Here is a 20,932-nt window from a genome sequence, read left to right as displayed (position 1 = left end):
GCTACAGCACATATCAACATCGTGGCTGGGGTACCCCATCAGGGCGTCGCGCACCCAACCGCCCACGTACCAAGCCTCAAGACCAGCCGCCTCAAGCGCGCGCAGGACGCGCAGGGACGCATCGGACGGTTGAGTACCGTTGAGCGAAACATTGCACATGCCTATGGCCTCCTGCGACTATCAAATTGGCTATCGATTGCGTCTGCAAGAAGTCTAGCAAGAAACAGCCTCCACTGCACACGCAAGTCCGATAAACAAAAACGCATCCGTCCTAGTCTAAGACGGATGCGAAATAATCAAACTATTCAGACAAGGTGCCGGAACTAGCAGACCTGGCGAACCTCGATGTGCTTCTTATATTCGTCCACCTTGGCAAAATCACCCAGACCGGGGCACTCGACCACGTTGGCGCCAGTGGCCATCGAAAGGCGCAGAGCGTCCTCGACGCGCTCGGGGGCGTCGTGCCACACGGACAGGAAGGCAGCGAGCGAGGAATCGCCGGCGCACACCGTCGACAGCAGCTTGACGTCGAAGGTGCGGTTGGCAAACCAGATATGCTCGCCGTTGGAGAAGTACGCACCGGCGCCACCAAGGGTCAGCAGCACGTTCTTGGCGCCCTTGGCGTGCAGCTCGGCCATAGCGCCCTTGACGGACTCGTCGTCGCCACCGCTCACCTTGATGCCAAAGATGTCAAGCAGCTCGTCGTCATTGGGCTTGATCAGCAGTGGCTCCAGAGCAATGAGGTCTGCCAGCTGATGGCTCGAGATGTCGAGGACGAACTCGGCCCCCTTGGCCTTGACACGGCGCAGGACCTCGGCCAAGAAGCCCTCGGAAGTGTTGGGAGGCAGCGAGCCGCTGATGACCAGGCAGGTCATGTCATCGAGCGAATCGATAAGTTCAAACATCTCCTGCTCGTTGGCCTCATTGATGGCGGCACCGGCATTGACCATGTTGTACTCGGTGTCGGGACCGGCGTTGAGGAACACATTGACGCGCGTAATACCGTCGGTCCACACGGGCTTGACGGGCACGCCCAGGGCCTCGGCGCCCTTAACGATAAACTCACCCGAGAAGCCGGCGAAGAAACCCAGGATCGTGGTGTCGACACCATAGTGGTCAAGCGTAAACGAGACGTTGAGGCCTTTGCCGTTGGGCGTGTAGACGGCATTGCGGGTACGCGTGACGGTATTGGCAGTAAGGCCGTCGCAGGCGATGTTGTAATCAATGGCGGGATTAGCAGTGAGCGTGTAAATCATGAATGTTCCTTTCACGAAGCAACGTGTTAATGAAAGTATATTCCACGCATCGGTAAAAGGCTAGGACAACTCGGTGAACGGTGTGGAAGCGATGAAGTACGGCAGGACACCTCTCCCCCATGGCGGAACAAAAAAGGCGCCCCGGCCGAAACCGGGGCGCCGCATGCGCACGAATATGTCGCGTTTCGATTACTGACGATCGAGCTTGCGGACAGCAACGCGCTTGCTGTACTCGTCGACGTGACCGAAGTCACCAATGCCGACGGACTCGGCAACGTTGGCGCCGGTGGCCATAGCGAGCTTCATGGCCTCCTCGACGTTGTCGCGATCCCTGTACCACTTGTGCAGGAACGCAGCGAGGGTGCAGTCGCCGGCGCAGACGGAAGAGACCAGCTTGATGTTGAACTCGCGCTTGGCGTACCAGATGTCCTCGCCGTTGGAGAAGTAAGCGTCGCCGCGGCTACCACGGGTGAGCAGCACGTTCTGAACGCCAGCGTCGTGAGCCATCTTCATGGCGACACGAACCTCGTCGTCGGTGTCGACCGGCACGCCGAAGATGGCCTTCATCTCGTGATGGTTCGGCTTGATGAGCAGCGGCTTCTTGTGAGCGAGCTCCTTGAGCTTGTCGGAGGACAGGTCCAGGACGACGTCAGCGCCACGAGCCTGAGCGTGCTCCATGACCTGAGCCAGGAAGTCGGGCGTAGCTTTGGGAGGCACGGAGCCGGAGACGATCAGGCACTCGAGATCGCCCGCGGTGTCCAGGATGTTGTAGAGCTCCTCCTGGTGCTGCGGCGTGATCGGGGCGCCGGGGTTCAGGATGCCGTACTCGTGCTGGCCATCGTTGACGTAGGTGTTAATGCGCGTGATACCGTCGGTCCAGACCGGGCGGCAGAGGCAACCCAGGTTCATGACCTCCTCGACGATGAACTTGCCCGTGAAGCCAGCGAAGAAGCCGAGCGCGACGGTGTCGACGCCCATCTTCTTAAAGGCGAAGGACACGTCGAGGCCCTTGCCGTTAGCCGTGTAGCTGGCCGAACCGGTGCGGACGTTCTCGTCGGGCTCGAGCGGAGAGCTCGAAACCGTCATGTCGACAGCCGGGTTAGCGGTTAGCGTGTAGAACATTTACAGTACCCCCTGTATATGTGAGGGCCGCGTGGCCGGCCCATTCCAACCACGCGGTTACCTCTGATACCAAATTAGCGAGCTGCGGACTCGAGCAGTGCCTTGACCTCGGCGGCGGTGTTGCAGGCGAGCGCCTTCTCGGCGAGCTCGTCGCACTCGGCCTTGGTCCACTGGCTGATGGTCTTACGGGCGCGCAGGATCGACGGAGCACTCATCGAGAACTCCTCCAGGCCCCAGCTGATCAGCAGCGGCTCGAGCAGCGGATCGGCAGCGGCCTCGCCGCACATACCGACCATGATGCCGGCCTTCACGCCGCTCTCGATGATGTTCTTGAGCGAGCGGAGCACGGCGGGATAGTAAACCTGGTACAGGTTGGAGATGGTGTCGTTGCCACGGTCGGCGCACATGGTGTAGCCGATCAGGTCGTTGGTGCCGATGGAGAAGAAGTCGGCGACCTCGGCAAGACGGTCTGCGAGCAGCGAAGCGGCGGGCGTCTCGACCATGATGCCGACCTCGATGTTCTCGTTGAACTTGCGCCCCTCTTCGGTCAGCTCGGCCTTGCACTGCTCGACGAGCTCCTTGACAGCCAAGACCTCCTCGACGCAGGTGACGAGCGGGATCATGATCTTGACGTCACCGAAGGCGCTAGCGCGCAGCAGAGCGCGGAGCTGGACCTTGTACTGGTCGGGATTGGCCAAGCAGTAACGCACGGCGCGGAAGCCCATGAAGGGGTTGTCTTCCTTGACCATATGCAGATACGGAATCTCCTTGTCGCCGCCAACATCGAGCGTGCGGATGATGACCGGAGCACCCTTGAGCGCGCTGGCGACCTTACGGTAGGCGTTGAACTGCTCCTCCTCGGAAGGAAGCTCAGCTGAGTCCATGAACAGGAACTCGGAGCGGAACAGACCGATAGCCTCGGCGTCGTGATCGAGCGCGTTGGGCACGTCATCGGGGTTACCGATGTTGCAGGCGATGATCTTCTTGATGCCATCAGCAGTCACGGACGGCTTGCCACGGAAGGCCTCGAGGGCTGCCTTCTCGGCAGCGAAGGCCTCGGCCTTGGCGGTGTAGGCAGCGAGCGTCTCCTCGTCGGGATCGGCCTCGACGATACCCTTGCCGCCGTCGACGACAACGGTCATGCCGTTGCGCAGTGCGGTGCAGCTGTTGGAGACCGAAAGGACAGCCGGGATCTCGAGGGCGCGCGCAATGATCGCGGAGTGCGACGTGCGGCCACCGGTCTCGGTGACGATACCGGCAACGTGGGCCTTATCGATCGTGGCGGTCATGGACGGCGTGAGGTCGTGCACGACAACGACAGTGTTCTCGGGCAGGACGGAGAGGTCGACGACCTCCTTGCCCAGCAGCTCGGCCAGAATACCGGTGCGGATGTCGGCGATGTCAGCCGCGCGAAGACGGAACATCTCGTCGTCCATGGACAGGAACATGTTCTCGAACATGGTCGAGGTGTCCATGAGCGCCTGCTCGGCGCAGGTACCGCCGTCAATGGCGGCGTTGATGGCGTCGGTCATACCCGGATCCTGAGCCAGAACAATGTGTCCGCTCATGATCTCGGCCTCGGCCTCGCCCACCGTCTCCTTCATGTGGTCGGCCTGAGCCTGGGTCTTCTCGCAGAAGACCGAAAGAGCGGACTGATAGCGCTCCTTCTCTGCTGCCGAATCAGCAACCTCGTGCGGCTCAAACGTCAAGTCGGGATCGACGGCGACCATGACGGTGCCGATACCGATGCCCTCGGAAGCGTTGACTCCCTGATACATTCCCATTCCTCTCTCCGTGTCATGTGATAAAGCGTTTTGCCATATCCATGACAAAAGAGCGCAGTTACCTTACAACAGGTCACTGCGCCCCCAAATATGAACTTAGTTGTTCAACATGCGACCCGTTTGAGTTCTACTCGCCAAGACCGCTCTTGATGAGCTCGATGGCAGCAGCCAGAGCCTCGGCCTCGTCGGCGCCGTCGCACTTGACCTCGACCTCGGTACCGCAGGGGATACCAGCAGCCATGAGGGCCATCGGGGACTTGCCGTTGACCTCCTTCTCGGGGGTGACGACCGTCACGTCACAGGCGTACTTGCCCATGGTGGAGGCGAACAGACCAGCCGGACGCATGTGCAGACCCTGAGGATTAACGAGGGTAGCCTTCTCAGAAACCATAATTGACTCCTTTTTGTGTTTAACCCCTGTCATGCATGTGGCAGGAGTCAGATTCACGACGTTCTTTATATTAACTCACATCAAACGGTTTTTCATTATGTTTCAGACGAATTATTGGACAGATGTGTTTGTCGTCCGCTTGCTCGCCCACAGGGGCCCGTGCGCGGCCTGTGAGATTTCCTGCTCTACAGTCCTGCTCGCACGAAGAGCACATTAAGTGCTCTTCGGCTCGTGCGGAACTCGCGATAAATCTCACAGGCCGCGCACGGGCCCCTGTGGGCGAGCAAGCTGCGGAAACTCGGTCGGTCCAGAGCAATATCGTGCAAACGGAAATCTGGCTGATGATCTGTTCGCGACAAAGACTCGATAGGTAGCCCCCTCTATGCCCTTTTGTAAGTTGCGGTGAAATAGGGACTGAATTTGGGGTTGAATCGTTTAAACAGTCCCTATTTCACCGCAGCTTATGGGAGGGATAGAAAAAAGGCGGGGGCTCCTAGTGGAGTCCTCGCCTTTTGTGCAGAGGGCGATGGTATTCGCGTGTTGCGGGATTAGACCAGGCGGGCGTTGATCGTCTTGGCGATCTTGGCGGCGTCGGTGGAACCCTTGACGGTGGCACGGAAGTCCTCGTCCATAAGCGCCTCGGCGACCTTGGACAGGATCTTGAGATGCGTGGTGCCAGCCTGAGCGCCCGGGATGAGCAGGGCGATGGCAACGTTGACGGGAGCGCCATCCATAGTGTCCCAACCGGTCACGCCAGAGTCGTCCTTGACGACGATGACGGCAGCCTCGGTGATGGCGTCGGACTTGGCATGCGGAATGGCGAAGCCCTCCATCATGCCCGTGGTGCCCTCGGCCTCGCGGGCCAGGAAGGCGTTCATCACGGCGTCGGCATCGCCGGCGATACCGGCCTTAACGGCCTGGTTGGAGACAAAACTCAGAGCCTCGTCACGAGAAGCGAAGTCCTCGGCGACAAAGACGTTCTCGACCTTCACGAAGTCGGAAGCCTCGGCCTTGGGGGCCTCGACAGCAGCGGCCTTAGGGGTCTCAGCCGGCTTGGCTGCAGGAGCGGGCTTCTGGTTCTTCTCAAAGTCGTACTTCTTGAAGGCCACGAACAGGATGCCACCGACCACGGCGCCGATGAGGATCGCGAGGACCCACTGCGGGCCGTTCTCGACAACGGGCAGGACCAGGAAGCCGCCGTGAGGCGCCGGATCGTGAACGTTGAAGAAGATGGTCAAGATGGAAGCGATGGAAGAACCGACCATCATGATAGGCATGACGGGCCAGATGTTCTTGGTCATGAACGGAATGGCGCCCTCGGTGATGTGGGTGCAACCAAGGATAAGGTTGACGATACCGGCGTCATGATCCTCCTGGCTGAAGTACTTCTTGCCGACAACGACGGCGAAGGTGGTGATCAGCGGCGGAACGATGCAAGCGGCGGAGACGGCAGCCATGAAGTTGGTGCCGAAGTTGTAGGTCTCGGTGCCGACGCCAGCTTCGAGAGCGGTGCCGAGCAGGAAGGTGCCAGTAGCGTAAGCAGCCTTGTTGACCGGGCCGCCCATATCAAAGGCGCACATGCAGCCGATGGCCAGGCCAAGGATCACCGGACCGGAGTTACCGAGGCTCTGCAGGAAATCCATCATGCCCTGGTTAATGGCAGCCATGGGGCCGGAAATACCGAGCATGACCAGGCCGACGATGGCGGTAGAGCAAAGCGGATACAGGAAGATTGCCTTCAGGCCATTAAGGCTCGCGGGAATTTTAGAGAAAACCTTCTCGAGCAGCAAAATGACATAGCCGGCGAGGAAGCCGCCGACGATGCCGCCCAGGAAGCCAAAGCCCACACCCGAGCCTCCAGCGTCGATCATGCCGGTATAGGCGTTAACGGGCAGACCCTGGATGGCAATCATACCGGCAACAAAGCCGGGGACGAGCGCCGGGCGCTTGCCGATAGACTCGGCGATGTAGGCGGAGAGCACCGGAACCATGAGGTTCATGGCGATACCGCCGATAATCTTGAGCATCGCGGCAAAGCTGTTGTAGTCGGCAGCCGTCGAATCAAAGGACGTGATACCCCACAGGAACGAAATGGCGGTCAGAACACCACCGGCAACGACGAAGACCAGCATGTGGCTGACGCCGTTCATGAGGTGCTTATAGATGATGTGGCCGACGGATTCCTTCTCCTCGACCTCGTCCTCGACATCGGCGGCAGCGGCAACCGTGTCGTCGCCCTTGGCGGCGAGCGCGCGGTCAATCAGCTTTCCGGCGGCCTCGACGGACAGGGCCTTGGAAACGCCAACGGAAACCATGGGCTTACCGGCGAAACGCTCAGCCTGGACATCCTTATCGGCTGCGACGACGACGGCCTTGGCACCGGCGATCTCACCCTTCGTGAGCTCGTTCTCGACACCGACCTGGCCATGAGTCTCGACCTTAATGGTCAGACCTCGCTCGGCAGCTGCCTTCTCCAGCGCCTCCTTCGCCATGAAGGTGTGCGCAATGCCGGTCGGGCAACCGGTCGCGGCGATGATGTCAAACTTAGCCATGTGTCCCTCCTTCTTGAGTACAGCGCCCGCGGGCGCTCCCCTATACGCGCTTAAATGCGGGTTTTTCCACACTTGAAAGATACCAACCTACCGTCCGCGTGAGAAGAGACAAGGCGCAATTCTCCGGTGAAAGGTTCTTTTATAACCGTAAACGGTAAGTGAAAGTTTACCATCAACACTTGAAACGGCAAGGTGTATCTTGTAAATGAAACTACCCGTATACTATGGCATGAAAAACGAGTCCGATTTTCATGCCAACCAGGAGCCATCCATGACCGATAGCAGCAAGAGCGCGCTCTCCCTTATTAGCACGCACAAAGGGTACAGCGATTCCGAGCAGCGCATTGTCGACTATATATTGGAGCACCAGTCCGAGGCGCCGCGTCTGACAGCCGCCCAGCTCTCACGAGCCGCTGCCACGTCCGAGGCGACGGTTTCACGCTTTTGCCGTAAGCTGGGCTTCGGCAGCTTCCGCAGCTTTCAGTTTTCGTTGGCGCGCGACTTGGAGAGCCAGCGCAACGAGGGCCTGACAGACGAGGTCTCGCTCGACAACATGGAGCAGAGCCTTAAAAATATCCTCGCCGCCAAGGTGAGCGAGCTTAATGCGACCATCGACGGCATTGATCACGACACGTTGGCCGCTGTTGTGCACGCGCTTAAGAATGCCGGCGTTATTGAGTTCGCCGCCGTGGGCAATACGAACGCAGTCGCGCTCGATGCGACATTTAAGTTTTCGCAGCTGGGCCTGCGCTGTATGGCGAGCACCATCAGCGAGACATCAATCGGCTTTGCGCTCACGTTGCGCCCCGGCGACGTTATCGTGCTAATCTCGAACTCCGGCAAGTCGCGCCGTTTGAATCGCATGGCAAAAGCGGCTCGCGGCTGCGGCGCCACTGTAGTCGTCATCAGCAGCGACAGCAAATCTCCGCTTGCGCGCCTGGCCGACTACACCTTTAATACCGTCAATCACGAGGCACTGCTGACAACGGGCGACTTCGCGTTCTCCAAGATGAGCGCCACAATGATCATAGAGGTCATCTACAACTTCCTGCTGCCCGAAATCGAGGACGCCCGAGAGCACATCAGCTACTACGAGGAGCTCATCCAGCCGGATAAGGTCGTGGAGTAGGTAAATTGGGGAGCCGATAGACGCCTCTCGCCACGAAACCCGCCCCATCTACTACGTTTTATCCGTATGGCCCAACCACATACCGAAAATAGAGAAAACCGCAGGCGTTCTACCTGCGGTTTTCTTTTTGCAATTCTTGGCGTGGTTGCCGATAGTCTATTAAACGTAGTAGATAGGCCGGTTTCGTAGCGATCGGGTCGGGCATGTATGTGGCGACTCGGCCTAAGCACGCGCTTCTTCGAGCATCTGCTTTGCGTGGGCCAAGCTTGCCTCGGATTGATCGCCGCTCAGCATGCGGGCGATCTCGGCGGTACGGGCATCGCCGGTCACCTCGTCCAGGTGCGTTTGGGGAACATCGCCCGGCTCTTTACTGACCACGTAATGCTTGTCGGCCATGACCGCAACCTGCGCCAGGTGGGTTACGACAATGACCTGATGCGTGGCGGCAAGATCGGCCAGCACACCAGCAAGAGCACGAGCCGTAGAGCCGCCGACACCAGCATCGACCTCGTCGAACACCAGTGTATCCACGCCATCCGCGTTGCCGAGGACAACCTTGCTCGCCAGCATAACGCGGCTGAGCTCGCCACCCGACGCAATACGGCGCAGGGGACGCGGCGTCAATCCAGCGCCGCTGCGATACAAAAGCTCATAGCTCGAAGGGCCAGCAAGCGTCCACTCGGCGCGGGGAAGATCACGCGACTCCCAGACGAGTTCGGCGCCCCCCATTTCCAGACGCGCCATTTGGCGGCCAACCTCATGACAAAAACGCGGGGCCGCCGTATTACGTGCACGTTTAAGCGCCTTGGCGGCGGCGAACAGTTCATGCTCCGCTGCGCCAAGCGCTTCACGCGCCTTCTTGATCTGCCCATCACCATCGTCTACCAGCGACAACAGCTCTTGTGAGCGATCGCGCATGGCAAACACGTCATCCATGGTAGGACCCCACTGACGCAGCAGGCCCTTGAGGTCTGAATATCGCTCGCGCATGCGAGCGAGCTCGCGCGGATCGAAGGCGACTCCATCGCGATAGGTGCGCAGCTCGTTGGCACAATCCTCAAGTGAGATGCAGGCATCCGAAAGTGCATCGGCGATGTCACCGAGCTTGCGGTCAACGGTCGCCATGCGTGAAAGCTCGGCAACGGCGCCATTCACGGCATCGAGCGCTCCCCCTTCGGCAGCAAGCGATGCATGGGCCTCGTTGGCCGTCGCAACCAAGACCTCGGCGTGCTCCGAGCGCGGCAGCAGCTCCTCGAGCTCCTCGTACTCGCCTGGCTTGGGGTCGACCTCGGTGATACGCTCAAGAGCAAAACGCGCTTCCTCGACGCGACTTCCCTGCGCGCGTGAGGCTTCCTCCACACGGCGAAGCTCCTTGGCGGCGGCACGCGAAGCCTTAAAGCAGGTGCGATACTTCTCGAGCGCCTCAAGCGCCGCGCGCCCAGCCCAAGCATCGACCATGGCAACATGGTGCGCCGGGTCGAGCAGACACTGATGTTCATGCTGGCCGCATAGATCCATCATCACGCCAACGCGCTCCGAAAGCTCGCGCACGCTGGCGATGCGGCCGTCAATTTTTACGCGGCTGCGGCCCTCGGCAGAAAGGCTGCGCTGTACGGTAAAACCCTCCGTGTCGTGCGGGCCGTCAAACAGGCGCGCCTCGACGCTGGCAAGCGCCTCGCCCTCGCGAACCGTCGACGAATCCGCGCGCTCGCCCAAAATGAGCTTGAGCGCCGAGAGCAGCGCGGTCTTGCCAGCACCGGTCTCGCCGGTCAGGACGGTCAAGCCGGTACTCGGAACCAACGTCGCCTCGCGAATGAGCGCGATGTTGGAAACCTGCAGCTCATCGATCATGGCGCACTCCATAGAACACGCGGCTCACCGAGTTATAGAAGCTCTCGGGGCCGTAATCCAGCAGCAGCACATCGCCGGGACCGCGACGAACAGCCACGCTCTCGACCGTGCCATCGCAGGTAATAAACTGTCCGTCGATAGCGATGGCAGGCACGCTCGGGCGATCATCGGACATAAAGATTTCGACGACATCACTCGGCGAGGTCAAGAAGGCGCGAGCCTGAATGGTATGCGGAGCAATCGGCACGCAAACCATGCCCGTGTAATCAGGGCTGACGATAGGGCCGCCGGCGGAGAGCGCATAGCCCGTAGAGCCGGTCGCCGTCGACACGACGACACCGTCACCGCGCAGGCGATCGATATGATGGCCGGACACCGTGATGTCAAACTCGACCATATCGGACAGGGGCCCACGCGTGAGCGCCATATCGTTGAGGGCGAACGAACGCACGACATCCTTCGTGCCGTCATCGCGCACCGAGACGATATCGGCGGCGATGGTGGCGCGGCGGCTCACGTGGAGCTCACCGGACAGGGCATCGCTCACAACCTGCAAAATATCGCGTTCCTCGGGACTGGCCGCCGTCAAAAAGCCCAGGTGGCCATAGGAAAGACCCAAAATGGGAATCTCGCGGTAGTTGAGAATACGGGCGGCGCGCAGCAGTGTGCCGTCGCCGCCGAGCGTGATGACCAAGTCGGCATCGTCAACATCGGGCGTGCTCTGGATCTTGGAGCGCTGGTCGGCAGCCCATGCAACCTCGTAGCCCTGGCGCGTCAGCCAGAGCTCGAGCATCAGGCCGCTCTCGACCGCCTCTTGCTTGTAGTAATTGGGAACCAGAAAGACCTTCATAGCGTTGCCGCTTTCTCGCTCAAAGCCGATACCTGGGATTGCAACTCATCTTCGGCGCGCTCGCCGGGGGCAAACCTCGTGCCGTACAGGAAAAACTCAACGTTGCCCTTAGCGCCATGGATTGGCGACACGCACACATCGAGCGGGAACAGGCCCTTGGCGGCAAAGAGCTCAATCGCCGCCACGAGTGTATCGCGGCGGACGGCAGGGTCGGTCACGATACCGCCCTCGCCCACCAGCGCAGCCGGCGCCTCAAACTGCGGCTTTACGAGCGTGCAAAACGAACCCGAAGGCTTCAGGCACGCCAGCACGGCGTCGATGATATTCGCGATACTCGTAAACGACACATCGCACACAGCCAGGTCAATAGCAGCGCCGTAGCCGAGCTCGGGCAACTGCGTCACATTCGTGCGCTCGTGGAGCGTCACGCGATCGTCTTGGCGCAGCGACCAATCAAACTGGGCACGGCCCACGTCGACCGAGACAACGGTCGCGGCGCCGCGCTTGAGCAGGCAATCAGTAAAGCCGCCCGTGGAGCATCCCACATCGAGGCAAGCAAGGTCCGTCGGATCGATCCCAAACGCATCGAGCGCGCCCTCGAGCTTAAGGCCGCCGCGCCCAACATACGGGATGCGCCCCTTAACGTGCAGTGGCAGGCCCGGCGTCACCTTGAGCCCCGGAGAGGTCAAACGCTCACCGCCACTCGAAACCAAGCCGGCCATAAGAGTGCGAAGGGCATCCGCGCGATCGGCGCAGATGCCCCGTGAAATCAGTTCGTCATCGAGACGCACGCGTTTCATGAATGCCATCAACCATTCGTATCCGGAGATGCAGCCTGTCTATCTTGGGACTCGTTTGCCGCATCCTCATCGTATTCCTGCTCGAGCTTGTCGGCCTCACGCGGCGTCAGCTCAAACTTGTCGACCATATCGACCGCTCGGGAGCCCAGCTCAATCGCCTCGTCAAACAAATCGAGCGAACGCTCCAAGGACGTATCCTTGGAGCGAACGGTGGCGATGATCTGGTCCAGGCGATCCGAGATCTCATCGAAGTTGCGGACGGAACCCTCTGGCATGGCTACTCCTCGACGGAGTCGGCCTCGACGGCCCCAGCAGCGTCCGCATCCTCGTCAAGTACACCGGCGGCAGCCTGAGCAGCAGCGACCTTGGCGGCTGCCTCGGCAGCCTGTGCCTCCTCACGAGCACAGTCCTCGGCCAGCAGCTCCTGGTACAGGTCCTCGCCCGGCAGCTCCTCGCTGCGAGCGATCTTGCCCAGCACGCCGTTGACAAACGATGCGGACTGGTCGGTACCATAGGCCTTAGCGATCTCGACGGCCTCGTTGATGACGATGGCGTCCGAGACCTCCTCGTCGGTGAGGAAGCGCATCTCGTAGACGGCGATACGCAGCAGGTTGCGGTCGGCACCGGGCATGCGCATAAGATCCCAGTTCTTGGCGACGGCGCGCAGGGCACAATCGATGCGATCAATGTGCTCGTAGGCACCGCGGCAAAGCTCCAGCGCATAGGGGTCGAGGGGACCCTTCGAGATCAGGAAATCGCCCTCGAGGACGCGCTCGAGCGGGCTGTCCGTGGCCTCGGCCTGGAACAGCAGCTGCAGCGCCTGACTGCGGGCAAGCGTGCGCCCGCGATAAACCTTAAGGCTCAAAGGTTACTCCTTGGGGAAAACGAGGCCGTCGATGCAAACGTCAACGCGCTCGACCTCGACGCCCACCTGGGCATCGATGGCGGCGACCACGGCGGCGCGAACGGCCTCGGCGAGCTTCTTGAACGGATAGCCAAAGAACACCACGACACGCACGGTGAGTGCGAGCTTGTCGCCGACGACCTCGGCCTCGACCGCCGGCTCGGAAGCCGGGGCCTTGGACGAGAGCATCATGGAGACAAGGTTGGTGGCAAGGTCCTTGACGCCAACGGAGGCGATGCCCTCGACATCCGACACGGCGCGCGAGACGATGGCGGTCAGAACATCGGGCGAAATGCCGATGCCGTCAATCTTGATTTCCTGGGGCATGAGTCCTCCTAGAAGAGTTGGTTGCTAGACGCGGGAGACGAACTTGCCGTCGCGGGTGTCAACCTTGATGACCTCGCCCTCGTTGAGGTACATGGGGACCTGGATGACAGCGCCGGTGTCGATCGTGGCCGGCTTGGTGGAACCCTGGACGGTGTCGCCCTTAAAGCCCGGGTCGGTCTGGACGATGGTGGTCTCGATGAACATCGGCGGGGTCACGCCCATGAGCTCGTCGTCGGCAAAGAGCAGCTGGCAGATGTCGTTCTCGCGCAGCCACTTGGAGTTCTCGCCCACCATATCCTCGGGAACGGGAACCTGCTCATAGGTCTCATTGTCCATGAAGATGTAGTCGGCGCCATCGTTGTAGAGGTACTGGAACTCACGGGTGGTGAGCATGACGCTCTCGAACTTGGTGCCGGCGTTGCAGGTGTTCTCGACGACGCGGCCGCTCTTGATGTCGCGGGTCTTGTAGCGCACGAACGCGCCGCCCTTGCCCGGCTTGACATGCTGGAACTCGACGATGGTGTAGACCTTGTCCTTAATGCGGAGACCGAGGCCGTTCTTGAAGTCGGCGGTAGAAATGGTAGGCATAGCGACCTTTCTTGTTATGGGCAGAACGCACAAGCGTCCAAATTACATACGACCGAAATTATACACTTGCAGACGGCGCCTGCAGCGAGCGCATAAAAAGAGAACGCGGGGCGCCCGAATCATTCCGGACGCCCCGCCCAAACTATCTACCGAAGTAGATTAGCAATCGATGACGTGGAGGTCATGCGGGGTCTTGGTGAAGGGCTCGTAGCCGTTCTCGGTGACCACGCCGTAGTCCTCCAGGCGCACGCCGCCCACGCCGGGCAGGTAGACGCCGGGCTCCATGGTAATGACCGAGCCGACCTCAATGGTGTTCTTGCTGCGGTTGAAGTTGGGCAGCTCGTGGATATCGATGCCCACGCCGTGGCCCAGGCCATGGTTGTAGTAGTCACCATAACCAGCATCGCCGATGATCTTCTTGGAAAGCTTGTAGATGTCGTTGCCCTCGACGCCCGGATGGATGGCGGCAACGCACTCCTCGTGGCTGCGGCGCACGAGCGCGTACAGGTCGAGCTGCTCCTGCGTGGGCTCGCCCATCACGACGGTACGCGTCATATCGGAGCGGTAGTCGCAGTAGCCCGCGCCGTAATCCATGAGGACGAAGTCGCCCTTCTCGATCACGCGGTCGCTCGGAACGGCGTGCGGGTTGGCGGTGTTGGGACCGCTCGCCACAATAGAGCCAAAGGCCAAGCTGTCGGCGCCGTTGGCGAACATAAAGTTCTCGAGCTCGTTGCGAACCTGCTTCTCGGTCATGCCGGGCTTAATAAAGCCGAGCATGTGCTGGAAGGCGGCGTCGGTGATCGACTGCGCATGGCGCATGAGCTCAATCTCCTCGGCGTCCTTGATGGCGCGCATCTTACGGATGTCGTCATGCATCAGCGGCAGCATGCAGGCAACGGAGCGGTCCTCCAGACCACGCTGAATACCCTGGTAGAAGTTGATCTGCATGTCATCCTCGACAGCGCAGACGCGGCACTTGTTAGCCGCGATCTTGCCGGCGACCCAGCCGGGAATGGTGCCCTCGTCCATGTCGAAGACCCAGGGGCTGCCGGCGGGCGTGTTCTCCTCAAAGCTGTTGAGGTAGCGCGAGTCGGTGTGGAACAGGCACTGGTCAGCCGTAATAAACGCGGCGTGCGGGAACTCGAAGGTGTAGTCGAAGACGCCCTTCACGCCCGTGAGCCAACGAAGGTTAGCCTCGTCGCGCACCACGATGGCATCGTAGCCACGCTCGACCATCAGGGCACGGACACGCTCGATACGACCGGCAGGACCGGCAGCAAACTCAGACATGCAGTTTCCTTTCTTGATGTCCTCAATAAAAGCGGGACGGGCTCAATCGGCACACGGAACCGCGAACGATTCGCAACCGATAAAACCCGTTCCCCAACATGATACGAAAGACGATGGATGTCAATAAAGTTAGAGAAGTTCCTTGCGAGAAGCCAAATAGGCTGCCGCATGGCGCTCGAGGACATCGTCGTCCACGGCGTTCAGACGAATGGCGCCAAGTGCCGCGGGCAGCGGCAGCATCGTGCGATTGGAGCGCGCAAACTGCTGCCTGCGGAACTCCGCAATAAAGGCCTCCGGTTCAAGGTCGAAGGCGAGCTCCTCGATTCCAAAGTCCTCCAGGCAATCATCGACCTCAAACACATAGTCGATATCGAAATCGCAGGCATCGTGGGCCAGGCGCGCCTCAAAGCGCATGCCCTCGGACAACAGCTGGTAGGCAGGGACCTGCGCCGCGGCATTGCCCAGGCAGACGCGCAGCGTACGCTCCCCCGTCTTGCCAAAATCGAGCGCATGGCGAGCGCTCGGGTTCGTGGCCATAAGCACGTCCTTACGGGCGGTCTGGGACCACTGCACGGCATTGACGAGTGCAACTTCCTCGCCGGCAAGAATCTCGGGAACCGTCTCGGAGAACTGGTTCCAGCGCGACTTGCTGCTCGAGAGCATAGTGCCCACGAGCACCGCATAGCCAAGCTTAAGGTCCTCGAGGCTGGCCTCGCGAACAAGGTCCAGATTGCACACGACCAGACCGGGCTCGGGGCGCACCGCAATGGCGGGCAACGCGTGGTCGCCCGAAGCGACGAGCGGCTCCATCGTCGTGGCGACCGTGAGCATGGCATCGAATGTTGTAGGCAACAACGCGCACTCGGTACGGCCACACCACTGGTTGGCGCACCAGCAAACAACCGAGCAGGTTGCGGCATCGCCAACGGCAACAACCAAGTCATCGCAGGTAATACCGTAAGCCGACAGCGCGCCAAAGACGACATCGGCATCGGCGAGCGTAGCACCTGCAGGCGAAACCTCAAGCAAAAGCTGCGACACGGCAAAGCCGGCATCGACCAGCGCATGATCGACGACCTCACCAAAGCGCTCGGACACGGCTGCATTCCAAACAACCATCGCTCGCTTGGGCTTGCCCACAGCCGAGGCAAACATGCGCGACAGTTCCTCAAACGCGCCAAGCCCGACACGAACATCGACACTGCGGTTTTGGAAATTGATGAGTTGACGGCGAATCATAGCAATCCACGCTCCAAAAGCATCTCGGCACAAAGGTACGAAACATCCTCAAAGGACTTATTGCGGATATCGAGGGTAAGATTGGCCGCTTGGCGATACAACGGACGGCGATGCTCAAAAAGCAACGCCGCGTGCTCGGGCGAACGGAAATCAGGTCGGGTATCGGACCGGCGAATCTGGCGCATCGAATCCTCAAAGTCGCCTTCGAGGTACACACAGGTACCCATCTGGTGCATGAGCTCGATGTTTTCCGGCGTCTCGACGATGCCGCCCCCGCACGAAACCAACAGGCTGCGCTCGCTCTGAAGCGAACGAAGCGCCGAGGTCTCGAGCTCGCGGAAGCGCTCCTCGCCCTCGGTCTCAAAGATCTCGGTCACCGACTTGCCGCAACGGCGGACCACCAGGCGGTCGGTATCGATAAACCGACGCTTGAACATGTTGCCGACGTTACGCGCGAGCGTTGATTTGCCCGCGCCCAAAAAGCCGATAAAGAAGATGTGGTCGCAGCCGTGTTTGATGTGCTGGGACATAACGAGACCTATTCCTCGCAGGGAAGGTCGCGCAGGGCCCGGCGCTCAAAAATACGGAAGATCTGCGTATACCACAGATCTTGGGTGGCTTGCGGCTTGACCAGAATGGTATCGACGCCGGCAAAGTTTCCGCTCCACACGTCGGTGTACAACTGATCGCCGATCAGTACGGCCTCGTTAGCCGTGGCACCCAGGCGCTTAAGGCCCGCTTTGAGGGCAAAGGGCGCCGGCTTCATGGCATGGCTGATGGCCTCGAGCCCCAGCTCGCGCGCTGACGCCATAACCTGATCGCGATGCCAGTTGTTGGACACCATGCACAGCTTAAAGCCCTTGGCATGGGCGGCCTCGAGCCAGGCAGAGACCGCAGCGGGTACCTGCTCGGTATCACGCGGCACCAGGGTGTTATCGCGATCGAGCAGAATGGCGCGCTTGCCGTCGGCCCAGAGGGTATCAAGGTCGATGCGATCGACCGAGGCAACATATCGTTTGGGGCTAAAAATCCTCATGATCAATTCCAAGACTGTTGATGTTCTTCGTAGGTCTTCGAGAAATACTCCTCGTCCAGTGTAATGTAGAAATACAGGTCATCGGAGTCGGTCGGCTCAAGGGTGGCCTTGAGCGCCTCGAGCGACGGAGAGCATATGGGCGTGGGCGGGAGGCCCTCATGCTTATAGGTGTTATAGGGGCTATCACTCTGCAGGTCGTCAGCGGTAACCTCGCCACCGGTGACGTACATCATAGTGGCGTCGCTGTTGAGGTAGCGCTGGCCATCGAGCTTGCCGGCCAGACGGTTGTAGAAGACCGAGGCCACGTGCGCGCGCTGGTCGGCGTTGAGGCCCTCGCGCTCGACGATGGAGGCAAGATTGACGATATCGTAATCGGACATCTCCACGCCGTAGCGATCCTTGAGCTTTACCTCACAGCTGGCAAAATCGAGCGATTTATACTCAGCGTTAAACTGGTCGAGCATGGCGCGAATCACGTCATCGGCGCTCGGGTCCTTACCAAGCGAATAGGTCTTAGGGAACAGGAAACCCTCGAGCGAATCGTTCGCGGCGTCTTTAAGGAAAGCGTAATCATTCACATAATTGCTCGCCTTGGCCTGGTTAAGGAAGTCTTCCTTAGAAATGCCGTCGTACGCCTTGGCGACGCGGTCGGCGACCTGATCGACCGTCAAGCCCTCAGGGATAGTGAGCGCATCGGAGCCGGCGTTGGGACCTTCCATAAGCTGCTGGACGACCTTAGTCGCGTCCATGAGCGTGGTAAACGAATACTTACCCGGCTTGAGAGACATATCGGCGTTGAGCTTTTTGACCGCAGCGTAGTAATCCTTGGGATTCTCGACGATATGGTTCTCGGAGAGGATCGAGGCGATGGTGTCGCCCGAAGCGCCTTCGGGAATCGTGATAGTAACTTGCTGGCCAGCTTCAACGTTCGCGTCCCCACCGGCAATGAAACCCTTGACGGCCGGAACAACAAAGAAGACGATCGCGGCCAGCGCAATTAGGGCAAACACGGCGCCGACAATCATGGGTACCGGAGAGTTCTTCTTTTGGGCGCTGCGACGAGCTTGGGAGTTGTAACTTGAGCGCGTTGCCGGAGCCACGCGGTACGTGTCGTGAGCCCGGTGAGAATGACCATGAGATTGAGGGGCCTGCGCGCGCTGAGCAGGCGCTTGCTGTTTAAAACGCGTACCACCAGTGGATTGCGCCGTGCGAGCAGCGGGCTGCTGAGGCACACGGGCAGACGATTGCTGGGTCGGACGGGCAACAGGCTGTTGGGCCGTACGCCGCGTCGGCTGCGCAGAGCGCGGCACGGGCTGTGGTGTACGCTTCGGCTGGCGCGGATCGGAAGCACTAGGCATGAGGAACCTCCTCGTTTTTACGATCGAGCCAGGTCTGCAAGAACAGGCTGGCGGCGATCATGTCAATCTTGCCCCTCATCTGCTTTTCGTTAAGGCCCTGCTCACGCAGAATGCGCTTGGCCTCTTGCGAGGACAGGCGCTCGTCCTCAAACTCCAGCGGAAGATCGAGTTCGTCGGCGATCTTTTGCGCCACGGCGGCAACGCGCTCGGCCTGAGGGCCGGGCTCGCCGGCCATGGTCAAGGGACGTCCGCTTACCAGGATGTCGGGCTCATAGTCCTCGACCAGGTAACGGAACGTCTTGGCCATACCGGTGACCTCGGCAGCCGGGAGCACCTTGACGGGCATCGCTATCTTGCCATCACGGCTCGAAACGGCGATGCCGATTCTGGTCTCCCCTATGTCCAGCGCAAGCGCGACCACAGCGACTACCTAGGCTCTTAGGCGCCGAGCGCGGTCTTGGCGGCCGCGAGGGCATCGGCGATACCGGCGGCGTTCTTGCCACCGGCCTGGGCCATGTTGGGACGGCCGCCACCGCGACCGTCGACCAGGCCCGCGATCTGCTTGATCACGTTGCCGGCGTGGAAACCAGCCTTGACGGCGTCATCGGAGCCGGCGGCGAGCAGGGCCGGGGTGCCCTTCTCGGTCACGCTGGCGACGACGCAGGCAACAGGGCCAGCGACCTTCTGGTGCACGGTATCCCAGACGTTGCGCAGGTCGGCAGCCTCAAGGCCCTGGAGCTCAGCGACGACGAGCTTGTAGTCGCCGACCTCGACAGCGCTGTCGATGGCACTGGAAATGGCGTCGGAAGAGCCACCCGTGAGCGCCTTCTTGAGCTTGTTGGACGTCTCGCGCAGCTCGGCCTGCAGGTTCTCCACACGGGCGGGAACCTCGTCCACGCGGCACTTGAGCGCAGCAGCGGCGGCGTCGACGAGCGCCAGACGGTCGGCCATGTAGTCGAGGGCACCCTTAGAGGTCACGGCCTCGATACGGCGGACGTTGGAACCCGTAGAGGACTCGGAAATGATCTTGAACAGGCCAATCTCGGCAGTGTTGGCGGCATGGGTGCCACCGCAGAGCTCACGGGAGAACGGCTGGTCCTCGGCGCCCACGGAGACAACGCGGACGACGTCGCCATACTTCTCGCCAAACAGGGCGACAGCACCGGCGGCCTTGGCCTCGTCGATGCCCATGACGCGGGTCACGACCGGCTTGGAAGCGAAGATCTGCTGGTTGACCAGGTCCTCGACAGCCTTGAGCTGCTCGGAGGACAGGGCCTCGAAGTGCGTGAAGTCAAAGCGAAGGTGCTCAGGAGTCACCAGCGAGCCGGCCTGGGAGACATGCTCACCCAGGACCTGCTTAAGCGCAGCGTCGAGCAGGTGGGTGGCGGTGTGGTTGCGGCGCAGGAAGCCACGGCGCTCGGCGTCGAGCATGGCGGTCACGGCAGCACCGACGGTCAGCGTACCCTCGGCAACGTGAGCGACGTGGGCATACAGGCCGTTGTGGTTCTTGGTATCGGAAACGGTCAGTGCAACGCCCTCGGCGGAAAGCTTGCCGGCGTCACCCTGCTGGCCGCCCATCTCGGCATAGAACGGCGTGCGATCGAGCACAACCTCGACATCCTCGCCCGCGGCAGCGGACTCGACGGATTCACCGTTGCGCACGATGGCGACAACCTTGGCGCCCTCGATGACATCGTTGTCGTAGCCGTCGAACTCGGTCGCGGCGACCTTGTCCGAAAGCTCGACCCACACGTCGTTGAAGCTGCCCCAGGCGTCGCCCTTGGCGTTGGCGCGAGCGCGGGCCTTCTGGTCCTCCATGCAGGCGGTAAAGCCGTCCATGTCGACATCGTGGCCAGCGGTGCCGGCGATCTCGACGGTCAGGTCGATGGGGAAACCAAAGGTGTCGTGCAGCTTAAAGGAAACGTCGCCCGGAAGGACAGCACCCTCGGCGAGCGCGGCCAGGGCCTCGTCTAGGTAAACGCGGCCGTTGTCGAGCGTCGTGGAGAAGCGCTCCTCCTCAGAGGCGACGATACCCTTGACGAGCGCGACGTTCTTGAGCAGCTCGGGGTAGGCCTCGCCCATCTGAGCGTTGACCTCCTCGATGAACTTGGTCAGGAAGGCGCCCTCGATGCCCAGCAGGCGACCGTGGAACACGGCACGGCGGAGCAGACGGCGAAGGACGTACTCACGACCCTCGTTACCGGGGAGGATGCCGTCAGAGATCATGAAGTCGACGGCGCGGGAGTGGTCGGCGATGATACGCAGCGAGCGGCTGGCACCGGAATAGTCATCGGCGTCATAGGTCTTGCCGCTGATCTCCTCACCGAGCTTGATGAGATGCTGCATCAGATCGCCGTCGTAATTGGCGGTCTTGTGCTGCATGATAGCGGCCATGCGCTCCAGGCCCATGCCTGTATCGAGGTTGCGATGCGGCAGCTCCGGCATGGAGCCGTCC

At 60.8% G+C, this 20,932-nt stretch carries 20 protein-coding genes and 1 pseudogene; 1 reads left to right on the top strand and 20 read right to left on the bottom strand.

The window, feature by feature from the left end; all coding sequences use genetic code 11:
- The 6 genes and pseudogenes from ABHR76_RS06505 to ABHR76_RS06480 all read right to left on the bottom strand — a co-directional run.
- Window positions 1-159: pseudogene (locus ABHR76_RS06505) on the bottom strand (CCA tRNA nucleotidyltransferase); the annotation flags it as partial.
- Window positions 160-323: 164 nt separating this feature from the next.
- On the bottom strand, window positions 324-1,256 hold the full coding sequence (locus tag ABHR76_RS06500) for a 1-phosphofructokinase family hexose kinase (protein WP_006233968.1): 933 nt from the start codon (window positions 1,254-1,256) through the stop codon (window positions 324-326).
- A gap of 189 nt (window positions 1,257-1,445) precedes the next feature.
- On the bottom strand, window positions 1,446-2,378 hold the full coding sequence (locus ABHR76_RS06495) for a 1-phosphofructokinase family hexose kinase (RefSeq protein WP_006233969.1): 933 nt from the start codon (window positions 2,376-2,378) through the stop codon (window positions 1,446-1,448).
- 74 nt (window positions 2,379-2,452) lie between these two features.
- Complete coding sequence (gene ptsP / locus ABHR76_RS06490; RefSeq protein ID WP_035138206.1) at window positions 2,453-4,156, bottom strand: phosphoenolpyruvate--protein phosphotransferase; 1,704 nt, start codon at window positions 4,154-4,156, stop codon at window positions 2,453-2,455.
- Window positions 4,157-4,289: 133 nt separating this feature from the next.
- Window positions 4,290-4,553, bottom strand: a complete 264-nt coding sequence (locus ABHR76_RS06485; protein ID WP_022094575.1) for an HPr family phosphocarrier protein — start codon at window positions 4,551-4,553, stop codon at window positions 4,290-4,292.
- A 548-nt stretch (window positions 4,554-5,101) separates the two neighbouring features.
- Window positions 5,102-7,105, bottom strand: a complete 2,004-nt coding sequence (locus ABHR76_RS06480; RefSeq protein WP_346977110.1) for a fructose-specific PTS transporter subunit EIIC — start codon at window positions 7,103-7,105, stop codon at window positions 5,102-5,104.
- A 205-nt stretch (window positions 7,106-7,310) separates the two neighbouring features.
- Here ABHR76_RS06480 and ABHR76_RS06475 point away from each other — a divergent pair, with 205 nt between their 5' ends.
- Window positions 7,311-8,234 (top strand): MurR/RpiR family transcriptional regulator, encoded by a 924-nt coding sequence (locus ABHR76_RS06475; protein ID WP_346977109.1) that lies wholly within the window; start codon window positions 7,311-7,313, stop codon window positions 8,232-8,234.
- A gap of 222 nt (window positions 8,235-8,456) precedes the next feature.
- On the opposite strand, the gene ABHR76_RS06470 is transcribed toward ABHR76_RS06475, so the two are convergent.
- The 14 genes from ABHR76_RS06470 to alaS all read right to left on the bottom strand — a co-directional run.
- Entirely contained in the window at window positions 8,457-10,085 is a 1,629-nt protein-coding gene (locus ABHR76_RS06470; RefSeq protein ID WP_346977108.1) for a DNA repair protein RecN, read from the bottom strand.
- Window positions 10,075-10,935, bottom strand: a complete 861-nt coding sequence (locus ABHR76_RS06465; protein ID WP_217750036.1) for an NAD(+)/NADH kinase — start codon at window positions 10,933-10,935, stop codon at window positions 10,075-10,077. The genes ABHR76_RS06470 and ABHR76_RS06465 overlap by 11 nt, the downstream gene beginning before the upstream one ends.
- Window positions 10,932-11,735, bottom strand: coding sequence for a TlyA family RNA methyltransferase (locus tag ABHR76_RS06460; RefSeq protein ID WP_346977111.1), 804 nt, complete (start codon window positions 11,733-11,735; stop codon window positions 10,932-10,934). The genes ABHR76_RS06465 and ABHR76_RS06460 overlap by 4 nt, the downstream gene beginning before the upstream one ends.
- Before the next feature lie 8 nt (window positions 11,736-11,743).
- Window positions 11,744-12,010 carry an exodeoxyribonuclease VII small subunit gene (locus ABHR76_RS06455; RefSeq protein ID WP_089571754.1) on the bottom strand — a complete coding sequence of 89 codons (267 nt, stop codon included), beginning with the start codon at window positions 12,008-12,010 and terminating at the stop codon, window positions 11,744-11,746.
- A gap of 2 nt (window positions 12,011-12,012) precedes the next feature.
- A complete protein-coding gene (nusB, locus tag ABHR76_RS06450) occupies window positions 12,013-12,600 on the bottom strand; it encodes a transcription antitermination factor NusB (protein ID WP_346977107.1) in 588 nt (195 codons plus the stop codon).
- A 3-nt stretch (window positions 12,601-12,603) separates the two neighbouring features.
- Entirely contained in the window at window positions 12,604-12,966 is a 363-nt protein-coding gene (locus ABHR76_RS06445; RefSeq protein WP_006233982.1) for an Asp23/Gls24 family envelope stress response protein, read from the bottom strand.
- 24 nt (window positions 12,967-12,990) lie between these two features.
- Window positions 12,991-13,554, bottom strand: coding sequence for an elongation factor P (efp, locus tag ABHR76_RS06440; protein WP_117806186.1), 564 nt, complete (start codon window positions 13,552-13,554; stop codon window positions 12,991-12,993).
- A 159-nt stretch (window positions 13,555-13,713) separates the two neighbouring features.
- The gene (locus ABHR76_RS06435) at window positions 13,714-14,844 is read right to left on the bottom strand and encodes a M24 family metallopeptidase (protein ID WP_346977106.1); all 1,131 of its coding nucleotides are present in this window, start codon (window positions 14,842-14,844) and stop codon (window positions 13,714-13,716) included.
- A 129-nt stretch (window positions 14,845-14,973) separates the two neighbouring features.
- On the bottom strand, window positions 14,974-16,083 hold the full coding sequence (locus tag ABHR76_RS06430) for a hypothetical protein (protein ID WP_346977105.1): 1,110 nt from the start codon (window positions 16,081-16,083) through the stop codon (window positions 14,974-14,976).
- Window positions 16,080-16,613, bottom strand: a complete 534-nt coding sequence (locus tag ABHR76_RS06425; protein WP_346977104.1) for a shikimate kinase — start codon at window positions 16,611-16,613, stop codon at window positions 16,080-16,082. Before ABHR76_RS06425 ends, ABHR76_RS06430 begins: the two co-directional genes overlap by 4 nt.
- Window positions 16,614-16,621: 8 nt before the next feature.
- A complete protein-coding gene (locus ABHR76_RS06420; protein ID WP_271737797.1) occupies window positions 16,622-17,119 on the bottom strand; it encodes a YqeG family HAD IIIA-type phosphatase in 498 nt (165 codons plus the stop codon).
- Window positions 17,120-17,121: 2 nt separating this feature from the next.
- Complete coding sequence (gene mltG / locus ABHR76_RS06415; RefSeq protein ID WP_346977103.1) at window positions 17,122-18,144, bottom strand: endolytic transglycosylase MltG; 1,023 nt, start codon at window positions 18,142-18,144, stop codon at window positions 17,122-17,124.
- A gap of 325 nt (window positions 18,145-18,469) precedes the next feature.
- Entirely contained in the window at window positions 18,470-18,898 is a 429-nt protein-coding gene (gene ruvX, locus ABHR76_RS06410; RefSeq protein WP_346977102.1) for a Holliday junction resolvase RuvX, read from the bottom strand.
- Window positions 18,899-18,915: 17 nt separating this feature from the next.
- Window positions 18,916-20,932, bottom strand: a 2,017-nt coding sequence (gene alaS / locus ABHR76_RS06405) for an alanine--tRNA ligase (RefSeq protein WP_346977101.1), incomplete at its 5' end; no start/stop codon positions are given.

Source organism: Collinsella aerofaciens, assembly GCF_039752985.1.
Taxonomy (GTDB): Bacteria; Actinomycetota; Coriobacteriia; order Coriobacteriales; family Coriobacteriaceae; genus Collinsella; species Collinsella aerofaciens_BT.
This window is presented reverse-complemented; position numbering and strand designations above follow the sequence as displayed.